At 70.1% G+C, this 21,741-nt stretch carries 20 protein-coding genes; 17 read left to right on the top strand and 3 right to left on the bottom strand.

What is annotated here, in order from left to right; translation table 11 throughout:
- Positions 1–2: 2 nt before the first annotated feature.
- The 11 genes from pdxT to ACZ5DS_RS16530 all read left to right on the top strand — a co-directional run bounded on the left by pdxT (position 3) and on the right by ACZ5DS_RS16530 (position 11,322).
- The gene (pdxT, locus tag ACZ5DS_RS16580) at positions 3–608 is read left to right on the top strand and encodes a pyridoxal 5'-phosphate synthase glutaminase subunit PdxT (RefSeq protein ID WP_468238598.1); all 606 of its coding nucleotides are present in this window, start codon (positions 3–5) and stop codon (positions 606–608) included.
- 48 nt (positions 609–656) lie between these two features.
- Entirely contained in the window at positions 657–1,409 is a 753-nt protein-coding gene (locus ACZ5DS_RS16575) for a YebC/PmpR family DNA-binding transcriptional regulator (RefSeq protein ID WP_468238596.1), read from the top strand.
- Between the two features lie 107 nt (positions 1,410–1,516).
- Complete coding sequence (ruvC, locus tag ACZ5DS_RS16570; RefSeq protein ID WP_468238593.1) at positions 1,517–2,056, top strand: crossover junction endodeoxyribonuclease RuvC; 540 nt, start codon at positions 1,517–1,519, stop codon at positions 2,054–2,056.
- Complete coding sequence (gene ruvA, locus ACZ5DS_RS16565) at positions 2,053–2,658, top strand: Holliday junction branch migration protein RuvA (protein WP_468238591.1); 606 nt, start codon at positions 2,053–2,055, stop codon at positions 2,656–2,658. The genes ruvC and ruvA overlap by 4 nt, the downstream gene beginning before the upstream one ends.
- Before the next feature lie 27 nt (positions 2,659–2,685).
- The gene (gene ruvB / locus ACZ5DS_RS16560; RefSeq protein ID WP_468238589.1) at positions 2,686–3,756 is read left to right on the top strand and encodes a Holliday junction branch migration DNA helicase RuvB; all 1,071 of its coding nucleotides are present in this window, start codon (positions 2,686–2,688) and stop codon (positions 3,754–3,756) included.
- Positions 3,757–3,932: 176 nt separating this feature from the next.
- Entirely contained in the window at positions 3,933–4,430 is a 498-nt protein-coding gene (gene yajC, locus ACZ5DS_RS16555; protein WP_468238586.1) for a preprotein translocase subunit YajC, read from the top strand.
- Positions 4,431–4,572: 142 nt separating this feature from the next.
- Positions 4,573–6,351: a protein translocase subunit SecD gene (gene secD / locus ACZ5DS_RS16550; protein ID WP_468238584.1), complete on the top strand. Its 1,779-nt coding sequence runs from the start codon at positions 4,573–4,575 to the stop codon at positions 6,349–6,351.
- Between the two features lie 3 nt (positions 6,352–6,354).
- Positions 6,355–7,464: a protein translocase subunit SecF gene (secF, locus tag ACZ5DS_RS16545; protein ID WP_468238582.1), complete on the top strand. Its 1,110-nt coding sequence runs from the start codon at positions 6,355–6,357 to the stop codon at positions 7,462–7,464.
- On the top strand, positions 7,461–8,000 hold the full coding sequence (locus tag ACZ5DS_RS16540; protein ID WP_468238580.1) for an adenine phosphoribosyltransferase: 540 nt from the start codon (positions 7,461–7,463) through the stop codon (positions 7,998–8,000). The genes secF and ACZ5DS_RS16540 overlap by 4 nt, the downstream gene beginning before the upstream one ends.
- 183 nt (positions 8,001–8,183) lie before the next feature.
- Positions 8,184–8,597: a hypothetical protein gene (locus ACZ5DS_RS16535; RefSeq protein WP_468238577.1), complete on the top strand. Its 414-nt coding sequence runs from the start codon at positions 8,184–8,186 to the stop codon at positions 8,595–8,597.
- Between the two features lie 175 nt (positions 8,598–8,772).
- A complete protein-coding gene (locus ACZ5DS_RS16530) occupies positions 8,773–11,322 on the top strand; it encodes a RelA/SpoT family protein (protein ID WP_468238575.1) in 2,550 nt (849 codons plus the stop codon).
- Positions 11,323–11,387: 65 nt separating this feature from the next.
- Here the strand turns inward: ACZ5DS_RS16530 and ACZ5DS_RS16525 are convergent, their stop codons facing one another.
- Positions 11,388–12,617, bottom strand: coding sequence for a DUF349 domain-containing protein (locus ACZ5DS_RS16525; RefSeq protein ID WP_468238573.1), 1,230 nt, complete (start codon positions 12,615–12,617; stop codon positions 11,388–11,390).
- A gap of 166 nt (positions 12,618–12,783) precedes the next feature.
- Positions 12,784–13,605, bottom strand: coding sequence for a peptidylprolyl isomerase (locus ACZ5DS_RS16520; protein ID WP_468238570.1), 822 nt, complete (start codon positions 13,603–13,605; stop codon positions 12,784–12,786).
- Between the two features lie 179 nt (positions 13,606–13,784).
- On the opposite strand from ACZ5DS_RS16520, the gene ACZ5DS_RS16515 reads away from it, so the two are divergent.
- From ACZ5DS_RS16515 to rpsD, 5 genes are all read left to right on the top strand, one after another.
- Positions 13,785–14,492: an MBL fold metallo-hydrolase gene (locus tag ACZ5DS_RS16515; RefSeq protein WP_468238568.1), complete on the top strand. Its 708-nt coding sequence runs from the start codon at positions 13,785–13,787 to the stop codon at positions 14,490–14,492.
- Between the two features lie 13 nt (positions 14,493–14,505).
- Entirely contained in the window at positions 14,506–15,768 is a 1,263-nt protein-coding gene (gene hisS / locus ACZ5DS_RS16510) for a histidine--tRNA ligase (RefSeq protein ID WP_468238566.1), read from the top strand.
- Between the two features lie 206 nt (positions 15,769–15,974).
- Entirely contained in the window at positions 15,975–16,631 is a 657-nt protein-coding gene (locus ACZ5DS_RS16505) for a vitamin K epoxide reductase family protein (RefSeq protein WP_468238564.1), read from the top strand.
- Between the two features lie 48 nt (positions 16,632–16,679).
- Complete coding sequence (locus tag ACZ5DS_RS16500; protein ID WP_468238561.1) at positions 16,680–18,035, top strand: replication-associated recombination protein A; 1,356 nt, start codon at positions 16,680–16,682, stop codon at positions 18,033–18,035.
- 302 nt (positions 18,036–18,337) lie between these two features.
- Positions 18,338–18,952, top strand: a complete 615-nt coding sequence (gene rpsD / locus ACZ5DS_RS16495) for a 30S ribosomal protein S4 (protein WP_066996810.1) — start codon at positions 18,338–18,340, stop codon at positions 18,950–18,952.
- Positions 18,953–18,973: 21 nt separating this feature from the next.
- On the opposite strand, the gene ACZ5DS_RS16490 is transcribed toward rpsD, so the two are convergent.
- Positions 18,974–21,139, bottom strand: a complete 2,166-nt coding sequence (locus tag ACZ5DS_RS16490) for an ATP-binding protein (protein WP_468238558.1) — start codon at positions 21,137–21,139, stop codon at positions 18,974–18,976.
- Positions 21,140–21,292: 153 nt separating this feature from the next.
- Here ACZ5DS_RS16490 and ACZ5DS_RS16485 point away from each other — a divergent pair, with 153 nt between their 5' ends.
- On the top strand, positions 21,293–21,739 hold the full coding sequence (locus ACZ5DS_RS16485; RefSeq protein ID WP_468238556.1) for a DUF948 domain-containing protein: 447 nt from the start codon (positions 21,293–21,295) through the stop codon (positions 21,737–21,739).
- The last annotated feature ends 2 nt before the right edge of the window (positions 21,740–21,741 follow it).

Below are 21,741 nucleotides of genomic sequence, written 5' to 3'. Positions count from 1 at the left end.
ACATGAACACCCCCGTCATAGGCGTCCTGGCCCTCCAGGGCGACGTACGGGAGCACCTCATCGCCCTGGCCGCGGCCGACGCCGTGGCCAGGCCGGTGCGGCGCCCCGAGGAACTCGCCGAGGTCGACGGCCTCGTCCTGCCCGGCGGCGAGTCCACCACCATCTCCAAGCTGGCCGTCCTCTTCGGAGTGATGGAACCCCTCCGCGCGCGCGTACGCGACGGCATGCCCGTCTACGGCACCTGCGCCGGCATGATCATGCTCGCCGACAAGATCCTCGACCCGCGCTCGGGCCAGGAGACCATCGGCGGCATCGACATGATCGTGCGCCGCAACGCCTTCGGGCGGCAGAACGAGTCGTTCGAGGCGGCGGTCGACGTCAAGGGAGTCGCGGGCGATCCTGTAGAGGGCGTCTTCATCCGCGCCCCGTGGGTCGAGTCCGTCGGCGCCGAGGTCGAGGTGCTCGCCGAGCACGACGGCCACATCGTCGCGGTCCGTCAGGGCAACGCGCTCGCCACGTCGTTCCACCCGGAACTGACCGGGGACCACCGCGTGCACTCCCTGTTCGTCGACATGGTGCGCGCCAACCGGACACCTGAGTCCTTGTAGGATCTCTGGCGTTCGTTCATAGATGGGTTACGCGAAGGAGACAGGCAGATGTCCGGCCACTCTAAATGGGCCACGACGAAGCACAAGAAGGCCGTGATCGACGCCAAGCGCGGCAAGCTCTTCGCGAAGCTGATCAAGAACATCGAGGTCGCGGCGCGCATGGGCGGCGTCGACCTCGACGGCAACCCGACGCTCTACGACGCCGTCCAGAAGGCCAAGAAGCAGTCGGTCCCGAACAAGAACATCGACTCCGCGATCAAGCGCGGCGGTGGTCTCGAGGCCGGTGGCGCCGACTACGAGACGATCATGTACGAGGGCTACGGCCCCAACGGTGTCGCGGTGCTCATCGAGTGCCTCACCGACAACCGCAACCGCGCCGCCTCCGACGTCCGTGTCGCCATGACCCGCAACGGCGGCAACATGGCCGACCCGGGCTCGGTGTCGTACATGTTCAGCCGCAAGGGCGTCATCATCGTCCCCAAGGGCGAGCTGACCGAGGACGACGTCCTGGGTGCCGTCCTGGACGCGGGTGCCGAGGAGGTCAACGACCTCGGTGAGTCCTTCGAGGTCATCAGCGAGGCCACCGACCTGGTCGCGGTCCGCACCGCCCTCCAGGAGGCCGGGATCGACTACGACTCCGCCGAGTCCAGCTTCGTGCCGTCCGTCCAGGTCGAGCTGGACGAGGAGGGCGCCAAGAAGATCTTCAGGCTGATCGACGCTCTCGAGGACAGCGACGACGTGCAGAACGTCTTCGCGAACTTCGACGTCAGCGACGACATCATGGAGAAGGTCGAAGCCTGACACCGACCCGAACGCGACGGGCCGACGGGACACACCCCGTCGGCCCGTCGCGTTGTCGGTGCCACCCGATAGCCTGCACAAACAGGCGAGCGAAGGGAGGGGCGCGCGTGCGTGTACTGGGGGTGGACCCCGGACTGACGCGGTGCGGTGTCGGCGTCGTCGAGGGGGTCGCGGGCCGCCCGCTCACCATGCTCGGCGTGGGGGTCGTACGGACGCCCGCCGATGCCGATCTGAGCCACCGGCTGCTCGCCGTCGAGCAGGGCCTCGAGGAGTGGCTGGACACGCACCGGCCCGAGGTCGTCGCCGTCGAGCGCGTCTTCAGCCAGCACAACGTGCGTACGGTCATGGGCACGGCCCAGGCCAGCGCCGTCGCCATGCTGTGCGCCGCCCGGCGCGGCATCCCGGTCGCCCTGCACACCCCCAGCGAGGTCAAGGCCGCCGTCACCGGCACCGGCCGCGCCGACAAAGCCCAGGTCGGAGCCATGGTCACCCGTCTGCTCCGGCTCAGCGCCCCGCCCAAGCCCGCCGACGCGGCCGACGCCCTCGCCCTCGCCATCTGCCACATCTGGCGCGCCCCCGCGCAGAACCGGCTCCAGCAGGCCGTCGCCCGGCAGACCCTCAACGCAACGAAAGGCCGTACGGCATGATCGCGTTCGTCAGCGGCCCGGTCGCCGCCCTCGCCCCCGACTCCGCGGTGGTCGAGGTGGGCGGCATCGGCATCGCCGTCCAGTGCACCCCGAACACGCTCTCCGGCCTGCGCAGGGGCCAGCAGGCGAAACTCGCCACCTCCCTGGTGGTGCGCGAGGACTCGCTGACCCTGTACGGCTTCGCCGACGACGACGAGCGCCAGGTCTTCGAGCTGCTGCAGACCGCGAGCGGGGTCGGCCCGCGCCTGGCCCAGGCGATGCTCGCCGTGCACACGCCGGACGCGCTGCGCCGTGCCGTCGCCACAGGTGACGAGAAAGCCCTCACGGCCGTTCCCGGCATCGGCAAGAAGGGCGCGCAGAAACTGCTGCTGGAGCTGAAGGACCGGCTGGGCGCACCCACCGGCGCCCCCGCGGTCGGCGCCCCGGTCACCCAGGGCTGGCGCGACCAGCTGCACGCGGCCCTCATCGGCCTCGGCTACGCCACCCGCGAGGCCGACGAGGCGGTCTCCGCCGTGGCCCCCCAGGCCGAGGCCGCCGACGGTACACCGCAGGTGGGCCGGCTGCTGAAGGCCGCCCTGCAGACCCTCAACCGCGCCCGCTGACCTGCGCCCCCCGCTAGGAGATCTTGAGTGAACTGGGACGACACCACCGGCACCTCCGCCGAGGAACGGCTGGTGGGCCCTGCAGCCGACCGGGAGGACCAGGCCGTAGAGGCTGCCCTGCGCCCCAAGGACCTCGGTGAATTCATCGGCCAGGAGAAGGTCCGCGAACAGCTCGACCTCGTCCTGCGCGCCGCACGCGCGCGCGGGGCCACCGCCGACCACGTGCTGCTCTCCGGTGCGCCCGGCCTCGGCAAGACCACCCTATCGATGATCATCGCGGCCGAGATGGGCGCGCCCATCCGCATCACCTCCGGCCCCGCCATCCAGCACGCCGGCGACCTCGCCGCGATCCTCTCCTCCCTCCAGGAGGGCGAGGTCCTCTTCCTGGACGAGATCCACCGCATGTCCCGGCCCGCCGAGGAGATGCTGTACATGGCCATGGAGGACTTCCGCGTCGACGTCATCGTCGGCAAGGGCCCCGGCGCCACCGCCATTCCCCTGGAGCTGCCCCCGTTCACGCTGGTCGGCGCCACCACGCGCGCGGGCCTGCTGCCGCCCCCGCTGCGCGACCGCTTCGGCTTCACCGCGCACATGGAGTTCTACGAGCCCGCCGAGCTGGAGCGGGTCGTGCACCGCTCGGCGAACCTGCTGGACGTCGAGATCGGGTCGGACGGCGCCGCCGAGATCGCCGGCCGCTCCCGCGGCACGCCCCGGATCGCCAACCGTCTGCTGCGCCGCGTCCGCGACTATGCGCAGGTCAAGGCGGACGGCGTGATCACCCGCGAGATCGCGGCGGCCGCCCTCGCCGTCTACGAGGTCGACGCGCGCGGCCTAGACCGACTCGACCGGGCCGTCCTGGAAGCGCTGCTGAAACTGTTCGGCGGCGGCCCGGTGGGCCTGTCCACGCTCGCCGTCGCGGTCGGGGAGGAGCGGGAGACCGTCGAGGAGGTCGCCGAACCCTTCCTCGTCCGGGAGGGTCTGCTCGCCCGCACACCGCGCGGCCGGGTCGCCACGCCCGCGGCATGGACGCACCTCGGTCTGACCCCGCCGCGCACGTCAGCCGGGGGAAACGGACAACAGGACCTGTTCGGGGCGTGATGACTCTGTGACGGCGAGGGCAATGGCGGGCGCAGGAACCCAGGTGCCATGCTGAGCGTTGTTCCATGCACGCGGACTCGCTTAGACTCCGCCGATGCCGCCTTTGCGGGCGGCGCCGACCAACCCCCATCCATCAGGCCGCTCACCGCGCGGTCGCGCGAAGGAAATTCCGTCCCGTGAATGCCTTTACCCTTCTCCCCTTCATCGTGCTCATCGCGGCCATGTTCCTGATGACGCGCTCGGCCAAGAAGAAGCAGCAGCAGGCCGCACACATGCGGAACGAAATGCAGCCCGGCTCGGGCGTGCGCACCATCGGGGGGATGTACGCGACGGTCAAGGAGGTCAACGAGGACACCGTCCTCCTCGACGCCGGACCGGGCGTCGACCTCCTCTTCGCCAAGAACGCGATCGGCGCCGTGCTCTCCGACGACGAGTACAACCGCATCGTGCACGGCATCGAGCACGACCTGAAGTCCGACGCCGCCATCGTCCCGGACGACGCCTCCTCCCTCACCGAGACCGACGCCACCGACGAGCCTGCCGCCGCCTCCGACGACAAGGCCGTCGACCTCGGTAAGAAGGACGCCGTCGAGGACAAGGCCGAGGCCGAGGCGGCCGAGGCCGAGGCGGACGAAGAGCCGAAGAAGACCGACGGCGGCTCCGAAGCGAAGTAGTCACGTCCCGGGGTGTGCGACGCGGCCTTGACCGCGCCCCGCGCACCCCGGGCGCGTCTGCTCCCCGCAGTGGAGCCCGACACCATGTCATGGCCGACCGCGCCGACCGGGCGCGGAGCGGCCCGAGAGGGAGTACGAGAAGGTGGCAGCACCTAAGAGGGGCCGGAGCGCGAGCGCCCAGAGCAAGCCAGGGCGCTCGCTGGCCCTCATCCTGATCGCCATCGTGGCGCTCACCGGGGGAATGTTCGCCTCCGGAAACACCACTCCGCGTCTCGGTATCGACCTCGCCGGTGGTACGAGCATCACGCTCAAGGCGAAGGCCGACCAGGGGTCCGCGATCAACAAGGCCAACATGGACACCGCGGTCGACATCATGAACCGCCGTGTCAACGGTCTGGGCGTCACCGAGGCGGAGGTGCAGACCCAGGGGACCGACCACATCATCGTGAACATCCCCAAGGGCACCAACTCCAAGCAGGCCCAGCAGCAGGTCGGCACCACCGCCAAGCTGTACTTCCGCCCGGTCCTCGCCAGCGAGCCCACCGGCTCCGCGGCGCCGAGCCCCTCGCCGAGCGCGTCCTCCAGCGGCAGCAGCTCGCCGAGCCCGTCGAGCAGCGCCTCCTCCAAGGAGAAGGCGTCCTCGTCCTCCTCCGGCTCGCCGACCCCGACGGCCTCCGCCACCGCGCAGGGCCGCGCGGTAACCGACGCCCTGAAGGCCGACGCCACGCCGTCGTCCTCCCCCTCCGGGAGCGCCACGTCGTCCCCGAGCCCGTCCGCGTCGCCCTCCGGGGGCACCGCCGACATCAAGAAGCTTCAGGCGCAGTACGCGGCCCTGGACTGCTCCAAGCCCGCACAGCGGGCCAAGGCCGGCACGAGCGCCAAGCCGGGCGAGGTCACCGTGGCCTGCGGTCAGGTCGACAAGGTCTGGTACAAGTACCTGCTCGGCCCGGCCGCCGTGGACGGCACCGAGGTGAAGAAGGCCCAGGCGATCTTCGACACCCAGGGCGCCTCCGGCTGGCAGGTCCAGATGAGCTTCACCTCCAGCGGTTCGAAGAAGTTCGCGGACGTCACCTCCGAGCTGGCCAAGAAGCAGTCCCCGCAGAACGAGTTCGGCATCGTCCTCGACGGCCAGGTCGTCTCCAGCCCGTACGTGACTACCGCCATCACCGGTGGTAATGCGTATATCTCCGGTCGCTTCACGCAACAGGAGGCGCAGAACCTCGCCAACATGCTGTCCTACGGCGCGCTGCCGCTGTCGTTCAAGGAAGAGACCGTCACCACGGTGACCGCCGCGCTCGGCGGTGAGCAGCTGCACGCCGGTCTGCTCGCCGGGGCGATCGGCCTCGCCCTGGTCGTGATCTACCTGATCGCCTACTACCGCGGCCTGTCGATCGTGGCCATGGCCTCCCTGCTGGTCTCCGCGATCCTCACCTACGTGATCATGGCTCTCCTCGGCCCGGCCATCGGCTTCGCGCTGAACCTGCCGGCCGTCTGCGGTGCCATCGTCGCCATCGGTATCACCGCGGACTCGTTCATCGTGTACTTCGAGCGCATCCGGGACGAGATCCGAGAGGGCCGCTCGCTGCGTCCCGCCGTCGAGCGGGCCTGGCCGCGCGCCCGGCGCACCATCCTCGTCTCCGACTTCGTGTCGTTCCTCGCCGCCGCGGTGCTGTTCATCGTGACCGTCGGCAAGGTGCAGGGCTTCGCGTTCACGCTCGGCCTGACCACCGTCCTCGACGTGGTCGTCGTCTTCACCTTCACCAAGCCGCTCATGACGCTTCTCGCCCGTCGCGCGTTCTTCGCTGACGGCCACAAGTGGTCCGGCCTCGACCCGAAGAGCCTGGGTGCCAAGCCGCCGCTGCGCCGCACCCGCCGTCCCGCCGGTCCTGCCGCCGGCTCTGTCGACCCGAAGGAGGCCTGAGCGATGTCGAAACTCGGCAACCTCGGCGCTCGACTGCACCGCGGCGAGATCAGCTACGACTTCGTCGGCAAGCGCAAGATCTGGTACGGCGTCTCCATCCTGATCACCATCACGGCCATCGTCGGCCTGGCGGTGCGCGGCCTGAACATGGGCATCGAGTTCCAGGGCGGCGCGGTCTTCACGACGCCGACGAAGATGAGCACGTCGGTGGCGAAGGCGGAGGAGTACGCGAAGGACGCCTCCGGCCACGAAGCGGTCGTGCAGAAGCTCGGCAACGGCAGCCTGCGCATCCAGATCGCGGGCATCGACACCGACAAGTCCGACCAGATCAAGCAGACGCTGGCCAAGGACCTGAGCCTCGACCCGGAGAAGCTGGCCGCCGACCTGGTCGGCCCGAGCTGGGGCGAGCAGATCGCCAACAAGGCCTGGGAGGGCCTGGCGATCTTCATGGTCCTGGTGGTGATCTACCTGGCGATCGCCTTCGAGTGGCGCATGGCCGTCGCGGCGCTCGTCGCGCTGATCCACGACATCACCATCACGACCGGCATCTACGCCCTCGTCGGCTTCGAGGTCACGCCCGGTACGGTCATCGGTCTGCTGACGATCCTCGGTTACTCGCTCTACGACACGGTCGTCGTCTTCGACAGCCTCAAGGAGCAGACGAAGGACATCACCAAGCAGACCCGCTGGACGTACAGCGACATCGCCAACCGGTCGATCAACGGCACGCTGGTCCGCTCGATCAACACCACCGTGGTCGCCCTGCTGCCGGTGGCGGGCCTGCTGTTCATCGGTGGCGGCTTCCTCGGGGCCGGCACGCTGAACGACATCTCGCTGTCGCTGTTCGTCGGCCTCGCGGCCGGTGCGTACTCCTCGATCTTCATCGCCACACCGCTCGTCGCCGACCTCAAGGAGCGCGAGCCGGCGATGAAGGCGCTCACGAAGCGGGTCCTGGCCAAGCGCGCCCAGGCCGCCACCGAGGAGGACCTCGCTCAGGCGCGGTCCGCCGACGGTGACGAGCGCGACGACGCCGCTCCCGCCGTGGTGGGTCCGCGCAACCAGCCCGCGTCCCGCACCCGGGGCCGCGGCCGCCCCTCCGGGAAGCGCCGATGACGGACATCAAGGAGCTACTCCTCAGCCGCATCCGCGATGTGGCGGACTACCCGGAGCCGGGCGTGATGTTCAAGGACATCACGCCGCTCCTGGCGGACCCGGCAGCCTTCACGGCCCTCACGGACGCGCTGGCCCAGATCGCCGCGGACACGGGCGCGACCAAGGTCGTCGGCCTGGAGGCCCGGGGCTTCATCCTGGGCGCCCCGGTCGCGGTCCGTGCGGGCCTCGGGTTCATCCCGGTGCGCAAGGCGGGCAAGCTGCCGGGGGCGACGCTCCGGCAGGCGTACGACCTGGAGTACGGCTCGGCGGAGATCGAGGTGCACGCGGAGGACCTGTCCTCCGGCGACCGTGTGCTGATCGTGGACGACGTGCTCGCCACGGGCGGCACCGCCGAGGCCGCGATCCAGCTCATCCAGCGGGCCGGCGCCCAGGTCGCGGGCCTCGCCGTCCTGATGGAGCTGGGCTTCCTGGGCGGCCGGTCCCGTCTGGAGCCGGCCCTCGCGGGGGCACTACTGGAGGCACTCCTCACCATCTGAGAGACAGCCGCAGGACAGAGGGTGCCCCGGGACATCCCGGGGCACCCTTTGCGCCGCAGTTCTCGGTGACGTTCGGTCCGCGATCACATACTCAGATCATCCTCAAATCTATGTTCGATGACATGTTCAGGCTGATTGGATCTTCCCGATGCCTCCGACCAAGGCATCGCAGAGGAGAAAACGATGAGCATGTCACGCAAGATGACGACCGGGCTGGTCTCTCTCATCTCCGTCGCCGCGCTCAGCGCGGGCGCGACTACCGCCAGCGCGAGCCAGGCTCACGCACCGGCCAAGACTGTCGCTTCCGTGCCGGCCGGCTGCGGCGACTGGAACCGGGCGGTGGCCGTTCCGTGGAAGTGGCAGACCCTTAGTGACGGGTGCGGCCACTTCGGTCGCCCTGGTCTGCGAATGGGCTACTCCTGGGCCGTCTTCCGGGGCACCAAGGTCTGTGTCAAGGCCTTGGGCTTCGTCAACGGCAACAAGAAGTGGTTCGACCTCGGCTGCGGCAAGTCCGGCTCGTTCACCGTGCCGTGGGGGAACAATCTTGCCGAGAAGCAGATCAAGGTGAAGGGCGCGGCTGCCTTCAACTGGAAGTGACGTTCACGTTCCGCCCTGCTCGAAGCCAGATGACGAGCAGGTGAAGTGAGGTCAGGGGCCTGAGCCGGACTCGGGCCCCTGACCGGTATCCGGGCTCGTCGGCGCCACGGAGGCTGGCTCGCTACCATGGACATCCGGGCCGATCGGGGACCCGGATCGCGCACGAGGAGCCCTCTTGCCAGACGAGGCCCAGCCACTGACCGCCGCCAAGCCCGAGCCTGCTTCGGCACCCGCGGCCAAGCCCGCGCCGAACGTGTCGCACGCGAAGAACGACACCCGCGGGACGGTCGAGCACGCCCAGTCCGCGCCCGTCGAGAAGGCAGCCGAGGTCACGCGGCCCAAACCGCCCCCCACTCCCGACTCCGCTCGAGCGGGTGGAGCTCCGTCGCCCGTGCGCCCCGCCGCCGGCCAGCCCGCCCGCAGCGGCTCCTCCAACCGCGTCCGCGCCCGCCTCGCCCGCCTCGGCGTCCAGCGCGCGAACCCGTACAACCCCGTGCTGGAGCCGCTGCTGCGGATAGTGCGCAGCAACGATCCGAAGATCGAGAACTCCACGCTGCGGCAGATCGAGCGCGCTTACCAGGTCGCCGAGCGCTGGCACCGCGGCCAGAAGCGCAAGAGCGGCGATCCGTACATCACGCACCCGCTCGCCGTCACCACCATCCTCGCCGAGCTGGGCATGGATCCGGCCACGCTGATGGCCGGGCTGCTGCACGACACCGTCGAGGACACCGAGTACGGCCTGGACGACCTGCGCCGTGACTTCGGCGACGTCGTCGCCCTGCTCGTCGACGGCGTCACCAAGCTGGACAAGGTCAAGTTCGGCGAGGCCGCGCAGGCCGAGACCGTACGCAAGATGGTCGTGGCGATGGCGAAGGACCCGCGCGTCCTCGTCATCAAGCTCGCCGACCGCCTGCACAACATGCGCACCATGCGCTACCTCAAGCGCGAGAAGCAGGAGAAGAAGGCGCGCGAGACCCTCGAGATCTACGCGCCGCTCGCCCACCGCCTGGGCATGAACACCATCAAGTGGGAGCTGGAGGACCTCGCGTTCGCGATCCTCTATCCCAAGATGTACGACGAGATCGTACGGCTGGTGGCCGAAAGGGCACCGAAGCGCGACGAGTATCTGGCCATAGTGACCGACGAGGTCCAGGCCGACCTCCGCGCCGCCCGCATCAAGGCGACCGTCACCGGACGCCCGAAGCACTACTACAGCGTCTACCAGAAGATGATCGTCCGCGGTCGCGACTTCGCGGAGATCTACGACCTGGTGGGCATTCGTGTCCTGGTCGACACGGTCCGCGACTGCTACGCCGCCCTCGGCACCGTGCACGCGCGATGGAATCCGGTCCCCGGCCGGTTCAAGGACTACATCGCGATGCCCAAGTTCAACATGTACCAGTCGCTGCACACGACGGTCATCGGGCCCAACGGCAAGCCCGTCGAGCTGCAGATCCGCACGTTCGACATGCACCGGCGCGCGGAGTACGGCATCGCCGCCCACTGGAAGTACAAGCAGGAGGCCGTCGCCGGCGCCTCCAAGGTCCGCACGGACGTGCCCAAGGCCTCCGGCAAGGACAAGGACGCCATCAACGACATGGCGTGGCTGCGGCAGCTGCTGGACTGGCAGAAGGAGACCGAGGACCCCAGCGAGTTCCTGGAGTCCCTGCGCTTCGACCTGTCCCGCAACGAGGTCTTCGTCTTCACGCCGAAGGGCGACGTCATCGCGCTCCCGGCCGGCGCCACCCCGGTCGACTTCGCGTACGCCGTCCACACCGAGGTCGGCCACCGCACCATAGGAGCGCGGGTCAACGGCAGGCTCGTACCGCTCGAATCCACCCTGGACAACGGCGACTTGGTGGAGGTCTTCACCTCCAAGGCACCGGGCGCGGGTCCGTCCCGCGACTGGCTCGGTTTCGTCAAGTCGCCGCGCGCCCGCAACAAGATCCGTGCCTGGTTCTCCAAGGAGCGCCGGGACGAGGCGATCGAGCAGGGCAAGGACGCCATCGTCCGCGCCATGCGCAAACAGAACCTGCCGATCCAGCGCATCCTCACCGGCGACTCCCTCGTCACGCTCGCGCACGAGATGCGCTACTCGGACATCTCCGCGCTGTACGCGGCGATCGGTGAGGGCCATGTCTCCGCGCAGCACATCGTGCAGAAGCTCGTGCAGGCGCTCGGCGGCGAGGAGGCGGCCACCGAGGAGATCGACGAGGCCGTCCCGCCGACGCGCACCCGCGGCCGCAAGCGCCGCTCCAGCGCCGACCCCGGCGTCGTGGTCAAGGGCGTCGACGACGTGTGGGTCAAGCTGGCCCGCTGCTGTACGCCCGTCCCCGGAGACCCGATCATCGGCTTCGTCACGCGGGGCAGCGGTGTATCGGTTCACCGCAGCGACTGCGTCAACGTGGAGTCACTGTCCCGCGAGCCCGAGCGCATCCTGGACGTCGAGTGGGCGCCCACCCAGTCCTCGGTGTTCCTGGTCGCCATCCAGGTCGAGGCCCTGGACCGCTCGCGCCTGCTGTCGGACGTCACCCGCGTCCTGTCCGACCAGCACGTCAACATCCTCTCCGCGGCCGTCCAGACCTCCCGTGACCGGGTGGCCACCTCCCGCTTCACCTTCGAGATGGGCGACCCGAAGCACCTGGGCCACGTCCTGAAGGCCGTACGGGGCGTGGAGGGCGTGTACGACGTCTACCGCGTGACCTCGGCGCGCAGCCGGTCGTAGACACCCAGGCATGCAGAAGGGCCCCGTACGCCACGTACGGGGCCCTCACGCGTAGGACCGGGGGATCAGCCCCCGAACTCCTGCAGACCCTTCAGAGCCTGGTCCAGGAGCGCCTGACGGCCCTCCAGCTCCCGCTCCAGCTTGTCGGCCCTGGCGTTGTTGCCCTGGGCGCGCGCCTGCTCGATCTGCGCCCTCAGCTTGTCCACGGCGGCCTGCAGCTGACCGGTCAGACCCTCGGCACGCGCGCGTGCCTCCGGGTTCGTCCGGCGCCACTCGGCCTCCTCGGCCTCCTGGATGGCCCGCTCGACCGCGTGCATCCGGCCCTCGACCTTGGGACGCGCGTCCCGCGGGACGTGGCCGATGGCCTCCCAGCGCTCGTTGATCGAGCGAAAGGCGGCCCGGGCGCCCTTCAGGTCCGAGACCGGCAGGAGCTTCTCGGCCTCCTCGGCCAGCTCCTCCTTGAGCTTCAGGTTCTCCGACTGCTCGGCGTCCCGCTCGGCGAAGACCGAGCTGCGGGCGGCGAAGAACACGTCCTGGGCGCCGCGGAAGCGGTTCCACAGGTCGTCCTCGTGCTCGCGCTGCGCGCGGCCCGCGGCCTTCCACTCCGCCATCAGCTCGCGGTAGCGGGCCGCGGTCGGACCCCAGTCCGTCGAACCGGACAGCGCCTCGGCCTCGGCGACCAGCCGCTCCTTGGTCTTGCGGGCCTCCTCGCGCTGCGCGTCCAGCTGCGCGAAGTGCGCCTTGCGGCGCTTGGAGAACGCCGACCGGGCGTGCGAGAAGCGGTGCCACAGCTCGTCGTCGGACTTGCGGTCCAGACGCGGCAGACCCTTCCAGGTGTCCACCAGCGACCGGAGCCGCTCGCCGGCCGCCCGCCACTGGTCGGACTGCGCCAGCTGCTCCGCCTCCGTGACCAGGTCCTCCTTGGCCTTGCGGGCCTCGTCGGACTGCCTGGCCCGCTGTGCCTTGCGCTCCTCGCGGCGGGCTTCGACCGTCGCCACGAGCTTGTCCAGGCGGCTCCGCAGCGCGTCCAGGTCGCCGACCGCGTGATGTGCGTCCACCTGCTCACGCAGATGGTCGATCGCGGTCTGGGCGTCCTTCGCCGACAGGTCCGTGGTCTGCACTCGCTTCTCGAGGAGGCCGATCTCGACAACCAGGCCCTCGTACTTGCGCTCGAAGTAGGAAAGCGCCTCCTCAGGGGAGCCGGCCGCCCAGGAACCGACGACCTGCTCGCCGTCGGCCGTACGCACGTACACGGTCCCCGTCTCGTCGACGCGGCCCCACGGGTCGCTGCTCACAGCGCCTCCTCCACATGATGCCTGCGGGGGGCCTCAGCACCCCCGGGCATCGTCCACAGTTTCGTCACGGCCAACATAGGCGACCGGCGGGTTGCCTGTCCGCATCCAGCGCGACCGAAATTCCGCTGTTGGCCGTCTTGGGCTTTCTTCAGATTTCGGGACGGCGTCAGGACTTGGTGACCGTCGCCTTGTTGATCACTACCGTCGCGTTCGGGGCACCGTCACCGGCACCCGTGTTCTCGCCCGCGGCCGCGATCTTGTTGAGCACCTTCAGGCCCGCCGCGTCGATCGTGCCGAACGGGGTGTAGTTGGCCGGCAGAGGGCTGTCCTTGTAGACGAGGAAGAACTGGCTGCCGCCGGTGTGCTTCTGGCCGGTGTTGGCCATGGCCACCGTGCCCGCCGGGTACTTGTCGCCCTTCAGGCTCGTGTCCTTCAGGTTCTCGTCCGGGATCGTGTAGCCCGGGCCGCCGCTGCCGACGCCCGTTGGGTCGCCGCACTGCAGCACGTAGATGCCGTTCGTGGTCAGACGGTGGCACTTGGTGTGGTCGAAGAAGCCCTTGCCGGCCAGGAAGTCGAACGAGTTCACGGTGTGCGGGGCCGCCGACGTCTTCAGCGCGATGCCGATGTCACCGCACGTCGTCGCGAGCTTCATCGTGTACTTGGCCGACGTGTCGATCGACATCGTCGGCTCCTGCTTCCAGCTCTGCTTCTTGATCGAGCCCGCGGCCGGCTTCTCGCACGGGTCCGGCGCCTTGCTGGTCGGCGTCGCGCTCGGCGAGACGTCGGCGCTCGCGTTGGTCTTCTTGTCGTCGTTCTTCAGCACACCGGTCGTGTACAGCGCAAGGCTGCCGATCACGACCACGCCGAGCACCGACGCGATCACGGAGTTGCGCATGCGTGATTTGCGCCGTGCGCTGGTGCGCCGCTGCTGCTGCCGCAAGAACTTCTCCCGGGCGAGCTGACGCCGCCGCTGCTCCTGGCTGACCACCGGTTTCTCTCCTCATGCGTGTCGTGTGTCGACCGGTACGCGTGCGTCCTGTGAGCCGACAACCGCGTGTAGCCCCGTACCGTATATGGGTTCGCTGAGGAAACGGCAGCGCCGGTAGGCTCTGGACCACGGGCTGCCGGCCCGCAAGCCCTCCCGTATCGACACAACGAAGGACGATCGTGCTCATTGCCGGGTTCCCCGCCGGGGCCTGGGGGACGAACTGTTATCTCGTCGCCCCCGCCGCCGGTGAGGAGTGCGTGATCATCGACCCGGGCCACCAGGCCGCCCAGGGCGTCGAGGAAGCGCTGAAGAAGCATCGGCTCAAGCCCGTCGCCGTCGTCCTCACCCATGGCCACATCGACCACGTGGCCTCGGTCGTCCCCGTGTGCGGCGCGCACGGCGTACCGGCCTGGATCCACCCCGAGGACCGGTACATGCTGAACGACCCCGAGAAGGCGCTCGGGCGGTCCTTCGGCATGCCGCTGATGGGCGACCTGACCGTGGGGGAGCCGGACGACGTCAAAGAGCTGACCGACGGCGCCAGGCTGGAGTTGGCCGGGCTGGAGTTCTCCGTCGCGCACGCGCCGGGCCATACCAAGGGGTCGGTGACCTTCGGCCTGCCCGAGGCGGCGGACATCCCGCCGATCCTGTTCTCGGGCGACCTGCTGTTCGCCGGCTCCATCGGACGCACCGACCTGCCCGGTGGCTCCATGGAGGACATGCTCGAATCGCTGGCCCGCGTGTGCCTGCCGCTCGACGACTCCACCGTGGTGCTGCCCGGTCACAACGAGCACACGACCATCGGCCGTGAGCGCGCCACCAACCCCTATCTGCGGCAGGTGGCGGCCGGCCAGGGAGCTCTCCAGGCTCCCCGACGAGGAATGTGACGAGAGAGCTTCCGTGAGCACCTTCAAGGCCCCCAAGGGCACCTATGACCTGATCCCGCCGGACTCCGCCACGTACCTGGCGGTCCGCGAGGCGATCGCCGCCCCGCTGCGCAACTCCGGGTACGGCTACATCGAGACGCCCGGTTTCGAGAGCGTCGAACTCTTCGCACGCGGTGTGGGCGAGTCCACCGACATCGTGACCAAGGAGATGTACGCCTTCGAGACCAAGGGCGGCGACAAGCTGGCCCTGCGTCCCGAGGGCACGGCGTCCGTCCTGCGCGCGGCCCTGGAGGCCAACCTGCACAAGGCGGGCAACCTCCCGGTCAAACTCTGGTACTCCGGCTCGTACTACCGCTACGAGCGTCCCCAGAAGGGCCGTTACCGGCACTTCTCCCAGGTCGGCGCCGAGGCGATCGGCGCCGAGGACCCGGCGCTGGACGCCGAGCTGATCATCCTGGCCGACCAGGCGTACCGCTCCCTGGGCCTGAGCAACTTCCGCATCCTGCTGAACAGCCTGGGCGACAAGGAGTGCAGGCCGGTGTACCGGGCGGCGCTGCAGGACTTCCTGCGCGGCCTGGACCTGGACGAGGACACGAGCCGGCGCGTCGACATCAACCCGCTCCGGGTCCTCGACGACAAGCGCGAGTCGGTCCAGAAGCAGCTGACCGGGGTCCCGCTGCTGCGTGACTACCTGTGCGACGCCTGCAAGGCGTACCACGAGGAGGTCCGCGAGCTGATCACCGCGGCGGGCGTGGCCTTCGAGGACGACCCGAAGCTGGTCCGCGGCCTGGACTATTACACCCGCACCACCTTCGAGTTCGTGCACGACGGTCTGGGCTCCCAGTCCGCGGTGGGCGGCGGCGGCCGCTACGACGGCCTGTCCGAGATGCTCGGCGGCCCCGCGCTGCCCTCGGTGGGCTGGGCCCTCGGCGTCGACCGCACGGTCCTCGCCCTGGAGGCCGAGGGCATCGAACTGGACATCCCGTCCTCGACCAGCGTCTACGCGGTGCCGCTCGGCGAGGAGGCCCGCCGGGCCCTGTTCGCCAAGGTCACCGAGTTGCGCAAGGCCGGCATCGCGGCGGACTTCTCCTACGGCGGCAAGGGCCTGAAGGGCGCCATGAAGAACGCCAACCGCAGCGGGGCCCGCTACGCGATCGTCGCCGGCGAGCGCGACCTCGCCGAGGGCGTCGTCCAGCTCAAGGACATGGAGTCCGGCGAGCAGACGGCGGTCGGCCTGCACGAGATCGTCGCCGAGCTGGAAGCGCGGCTCGGCTAGCCGCACGCGCGCGTGGGCGCCGGACGCTCCCCGAGGGCGTCCGGCGCCTTTGTCGTCGGCGGGGTACGAGCGCTGTCCGGAACCGAACAGGTGGCACCGGTCGTACGTACACCCTTATGCGAAGCGAACGGTGCGCACCCGCGCGCGTGCGGCACAATGACCCGTGCCCGAAGATGGTCCAACTCTCAAGTGACGGAATCGGCGTGATGAGCAAGACGACAGTCAAAGACGTCTCCACGGAGCCCGGGCCCGAGCGTGCCGCCGACGCACCCCTCGCGGTGGGCGGCAGTCGCGCCTTCGCCATCCTGCTGGTGATCACCGGCGCGGCCGGACTGCTGGCCGCCTGGGTCATCACGATCGACAAGTTCAAGATCCTCGAGGCCAAGGTCGCGGGCAAGACCTTCACCCCGGGGTGCAGCGTCAACCCGGTCGTCTCCTGCGGCAGCGTCATGGAGAGCAAGCAGGCCGCGGTCTTCGGTTTCCCGAACCCGATGCTCGGCCTGGTCTGCTACGGCATCGTGATCTGCGTCGGCATGAGCCTGCTGGCCCGCGCCCGCTTCCCGCGCTGGTACTGGCTGACCTTCAACTTCGGCACCCTCTTCGGCGTGGGCTTCTGCACCTGGCTGCAGTACCAGTCCCTGTACGAGATCAACGCGCTGTGCCTGTGGTGCTCGCTGGCCTGGGCCGCCACGATCACCATGTTCTGGTACGTGACCTCGTTCACCGTGCGCAACGACTTCCTGCGCGCGCCCCGCCCGGTCAAGAACTTCCTCGGCGAGTTCACCTGGGTGCTCCCGGTCACCCACGTCGGCATCATCGCCATGCTGATCCTGACCCGCTGGGGCAGCCAGCTCTGGGCCTGAGCCCCGGCCCGAGGGGTGTTGTCAGTGCGGTGATTTAGGGTTTTGGACGTGGAGCCCGACCTGTTCACCGCCGCCGCAGAAGAACGCCAGGAGAAGGACCCCGCCGCGAGCCCCCTGGCGGTGCGGATGCGCCCGCGCACGCTCGACGAGGTGGTGGGCCAGCAGCATCTGCTCAAGCCCGGCTCACCGCTGCGCCGACTGGTCGGCGAGGGCAACGGCGGCCCCGCCGGCCCGTCCTCGGTGATCCTGTGGGGCCCGCCCGGCACCGGCAAGACGACCCTCGCCTATGTCGTCTCCAAGGCCACCAACAAGCGGTTCGTGGAGCTGTCCGCGATCACGGCGGGCGTCAAGGAGGTCCGTGCCGTCATCGACGGCGCCCGCCGAGCCACCGGCGGCTTCGGCAAGGAGACCGTCCTCTTCCTGGACGAGATCCACCGCTTCAGCAAGGCCCAGCAGGACTCCCTGCTCCCCGCGGTCGAGAACCGCTGGGTGACCCTGATCGCGGCGACCACGGAGAACCCCTACTTCTCGGTGATCTCCCCGCTGCTGTCCCGGTCCCTGCTCCTCACCCTCGAACCCCTCACCGACGACGACGTCCGCGGACTCCTGCGGCGGGCGCTGAGCGACGAGCGCGGCCTCAAAGAGGCCGTCGCCCTTCCCGAGGACACCGAGGAACATCTGCTGCGCATCGCCGGCGGTGACGCCCGCCGCGCCCTGACCGCCCTGGAAGCGGCCGCCGGAGCCGCCCTGGACCAGGGTGAGACGGAGATCAGCCTCCAGACCCTGGAACAGACCGTCGACCGGGCCGCGGTGAAGTACGACCGCGACGGCGACCAGCACTACGACGTCGCCAGCGCCCTCATCAAGTCCATCCGCGGCTCCGACGTCGACGCAGCCCTGCACTACCTCGCCCGCATGATCGAGGCCGGCGAGGACCCCCGCTTCATCGCCCGCCGCCTGATGATCTCCGCCAGTGAGGACATCGGCCTGGCCGACCCGAACGCGCTGCCGATCGCGGTCGCCGCCGCCCAGGCCGTCGCCATGATCGGCTTCCCCGAGGCCGCCCTCACCCTCAGCCACGCCACCATCGCGCTCGCGCTCGCCCCCAAGTCGAACTCCGCGACGACCGCGATCGGCGCCGCCATGGAGGACGTACGCAAGGGCCTGGCCGGACCGGTACCGCCGCACCTGCGGGACGGGCACTACAAGGGCGCGGCCAAGCTCGGCCACGCCCAGGGCTACGTGTACCCGCACGACCTGCCCGAGGGCATCGCCCCGCAGCAGTACGCCCCGGACGCCCTCAAGGACCGCGCGTACTACACGCCGACCCGGCACGGCGCCGAGGCCAGATACGCGGACGCCGTGGAGTGGACCCGCAAGCACCTCGGTCGCAAGCGGTCCTGAGCGCCCTGTAGACTTGCCCGAAGTGCTGAGTCCCGCGCAGTCAGAGCGGGACAGCCAGCCGGAGATCCAGTCCCTCGGGACTGACTCCAGGAGCGTCGCGCACCGTCGAACGGTGTCGCGGGCAGCCCACCACCACCCGGAGCCCGGGAGAGGTCGGTGGGCCACTCGCGTGCTGCACGTATGTGCCCAGACCAGGGAAGCGGCTGCCCGGCAGGTCCCCTGCGGACCCGGCGGGTTTTCCCGGCTGCGGATGCGACCTCCCTAACTCTGACGAGCCGAAACCTACGAAAGAGATAGAGACAGTGGCGAACCAGTCCCGCCCCAAGGTCAAGAAGTCGCGTGCCCTCGGCATCGCGCTGACCCCGAAGGCCGTCAAGTACTTCGAGGCCCGCCCCTACCCGCCGGGTGAGCACGGCCGCGGCCGCAAGCAGAACTCGGACTACAAGGTCCGTCTGCTCGAGAAGCAGCGTCTGCGTGCGCAGTACGACGTGTCCGAGCGTCAGCTCGTCCGCGCCTACGAGCGTGCCTCCAAGGTCCAGGGCAAGACCGGTGAGGCCCTGATCATCGAGCTCGAGCGCCGTCTCGACGCGCTGGTCCTGCGTTCGGGCATCGCCCGCACGATCTACCAGGCCCGCCAGATGGTCGTCCACGGCCACATCCAGGTCAACGGCCAGAAGGTCGACAAGCCGTCCTTCCGCGTCCGCCCGGACGACGTCGTGCAGGTCCGCGACCGCTCCAAGGACAAGACGCTCTTCCAGATCGCCCGTGAGGGTGGCTTCGCCCCCGACGGTGAGACCCCGCGCTACCTGCAGGTGAACCTCAAGGCCCTGGCGTTCCGCCTGGACCGCGAGCCGAACCGCAAGGAGATCCCGGTGATCTGCGACGAGCAGCTCGTCGTCGAGTACTACGCCCGCTGATCTCAGCCCCGGCGTAGCACCTCAGCCCGCCGTCTCCCCGCCCTTCCGGGTGGGCGAGGCGGCGGGTTCGCGTTTCCCGGCGCCCTCGCGGGCGTGCGGCACCGGCCCGCGCAGGGCCGGCAGCCCCTGCAGCGGCCGTACACCGTCATGGCCCAGCGCCCGTGCCACGGCCGCCTCCCGGTCCAGCCGCGCCCCCTCGCGCACGCACTCCGCGTACCGGTCGTCGCCCAGGGCCTGCCGGGCCGTCGCCTCGCACAGCTCGTGCGGGGCGTTGAAGTAGGCCGAGCCGAACAGCGGCAGCCCCACCGACGGCCACAGCCGCTCCGCGGCACCCTGGAGGACCGCGGCCTCGGCCGGTTCGCCCTCGGACGCCGCCACCAGGGCCAGCAGCTCCAGGGCCAGCACCGAGCCGAGCAGATCGCGGAACGCGTGCGCATGGCCCAGACACTCCGCGAGCAGCTCCCGCGCCCCGCACGGATCCCCGTCCCGCCAGGCCGCGTACGCCAGCACGTACAGCGCGTACGACCGGGCCCACCGCTCCCCGCGGTCCTCGCACACCCGGCGCACGTCCTCGCACAGCCCCACCGCCTCCGCCAGGTCCCCCTGGAACGCGCGGGCCATCGCCAACTCCACCTGGGCCATCAGGACGTTGCTGTTCAGCTCGCCGATCTCGCGATAGCGGCCCAGCGCCGAGCGCAGCAGCGTTTCTGCGCGCGCCATGTCGTCCGTGACCAGGGCCAGACAGCCGGTGCGGTGCTCCGCGTACGCCACCGCCGTCGCATCCGCGACCCGCTCCGCCTGCTCCCGGCACTCCCGCAGCGCGGCCAGCGCCGGCACGGTGTCACCCTGCAGGATCGCCACATAGCCGAGCACCCACAGCGCCTTCAGCCGTGACTGGTCGTACTCCGAGTCCAGCTCCACGCTGCGCTCCAGCCAGCGGCGCCCCTCCGACAGCCGCCCGCAGCCCGCCCAGCAGAACCACAGCGAACCCGCCAGATACTGGCCGAGATACGCCTCGTCCGGCTCGGTCAGACAGAACTCCAGCGCGCCCCGCAGATTCGGCAGCTCGGCCTCGACCCGCGCGGCCACCTCCCGCTGGCGCGGCGAGAACCAGTCCAGCTCGCACCAGGTCGCCAGCCCGAGATACCAGTCGCGGTGCCGCCGCCGCAGCCGCGGCGCGTCCCCGATCGCCTCCAGCCAGTCGGCGCCGTAGGCCCGGATCGTGTCCAGCATCCGGTAGCGGGAGCCCGTCGGGGTCTCCTCGCGGGAGAGGACCGACTGGGCGAGCAGCTCCGTGAGCACGTCCAGGACGTCCTCGGCGGGCAGCCCGTCCCCGCTGCACACGTACTCGGCCGCCTCCAGATCGAAGGTCTGCGCGAACACCGAGAGCCGTGCCCAAAGCAGCCGCTCGCCGGGCGTGCACAGCTCATGGCTCCAGCCGATCGCCGTGCGCAGTGTCTGATGGCGGGGCAGAGCGTCGCGGTCGCCGCCGGTCAGCAGCCGGAACCGGTCGTCCAGCCGCTGCAGCAGCTGCTGCGGGGACAGGGCCCGCAGCCGGCCCGCGGCCAGCTCCAGCGCCAGCGGGATCCCCTCCAGCCGGGCGCACAGCTCCCGCACCGCAGGACAGTCGGCCACCGCCGGGCCGTGCTGCCGCGCCCGGTCCGCGAGCAGCTCCACCGCCTCGTCCTCGGCCAGCGGAGCCAGCGGGAACAGCCGCTCGCCCGCCAGCCCCAGCGGGCGCCGGCCCACGGCCAGCACCCGCAGCCCCGGCAGCTTGCGCAGCAGCTCCGCGACCAGCTCGGCACAGGACTCCACCAGGTGCTCGAACCCGTCCAGCACCAGCAGGACACGGCGGTCGGCGAGATGCCCGAGCAGCGTCTCGACCGGCAGCCGGGTGGTGTGGTCGGTCAGCCCCAGCGCCTCCACCACCGCGTACTCCACGAACTGCGGATCCCGCACAGCCGCCAGCTCGACGCGCCACACCCCGTCCCGGGGCGCGGACCGTGCCGCCGCCCGCGCGGCCAGCCGGGACTTGCCCACACCGCCGACGCCGGTCACCGTCACCAGCCGGGCCGCCTCCATCGCCTGGGCCAGCTCGGCGAGTTCGGCCGAGCGCCCGACGAATCCGGTCGGTTCAAGGGGCAGATTGCCGTCCGCGGAGGGGCCGGGGCGCTGAGGACCTCGCATGGGACACGGAGCGTACTGAACCGCTTTCGTTCCGTACAATCGCTTCTCGTAACTCCACCGCTCGCCGACCGTAATCCGGTACGGAGCCCCACCCCCGGCGCGATAGGCTCGGTGCACGACTTTTTCGATGTTCAGGCACGTTTCAGGGAGCGGGTGCGCACAGTGTCCGGTGGAGAGGTGGCCGGGATTCTGGTGGCCGTCTTCTGGGCGATCCTGGTCTCCTTCCTCGCCGTCGCGCTGGCGAGGCTGGCCCAGACGCTCAAGGCGACCACCAAGCTCGTCGCGGACGTGACCGACCAGGCTGTCCCGCTGCTCGCCGACGCCTCCGCGGCCGTGCGCTCCGCGCAGACCCAGATCGACCGGGTCGACGCGATCGCCACCGACGTCCAGGAGGTCACGTCGAACGCCTCCGCGCTCTCCACCACCGTCGCCTCCACCTTCGGCGGCCCGCTGGTCAAGGTCGCGGCCTTCGGCTACGGCGTCCGCCGGGCGCTGGGCGGCCGCAAGGAGGACGTGCCCGCGAAGGCGCCCAGGCGTACCGTGATCGTGGGCCGGACCGTCCCGGCCGCGCGGCGGAGCAAGCGGAACCGCGGAGAGTAGGG

It is taken from the genome of Streptomyces sp. NPDC031100 (assembly GCF_055570785.1).
The sequence above is the reverse complement of the archived record's forward strand: the minus strand, read 5'-3'. Positions and strand labels throughout refer to the sequence as shown.

Bases quoted from the DNA above. Each gene is read 5' to 3' on its own strand.
- pdxT (WP_468238598.1), top strand. From the start codon at position 3: ATGAACACCCCCGTCATAGGCGTCCTGGCCCTCCAGGGCGACGTACGG.
- ACZ5DS_RS16575 (WP_468238596.1), top strand. From the start codon at position 657: ATGTCCGGCCACTCTAAATGGGCCACGACGAAGCACAAGAAGGCCGTG.
- ruvA (WP_468238591.1), top strand. From the start codon at position 2,053: ATGATCGCGTTCGTCAGCGGCCCGGTCGCCGCCCTCGCCCCCGACTCC.
- secF (WP_468238582.1), top strand. From the start codon at position 6,355: ATGTCGAAACTCGGCAACCTCGGCGCTCGACTGCACCGCGGCGAGATC.
- ACZ5DS_RS16540 (WP_468238580.1), top strand. From the start codon at position 7,461: ATGACGGACATCAAGGAGCTACTCCTCAGCCGCATCCGCGATGTGGCG.
- ACZ5DS_RS16535 (WP_468238577.1), top strand. From the start codon at position 8,184: ATGAGCATGTCACGCAAGATGACGACCGGGCTGGTCTCTCTCATCTCC.
- ACZ5DS_RS16505 (WP_468238564.1), top strand. From the start codon at position 15,975: ATGAGCAAGACGACAGTCAAAGACGTCTCCACGGAGCCCGGGCCCGAG.
- ACZ5DS_RS16490 (WP_468238558.1), bottom strand. From the start codon at position 21,139: ATGCGAGGTCCTCAGCGCCCCGGCCCCTCCGCGGACGGCAATCTGCCC.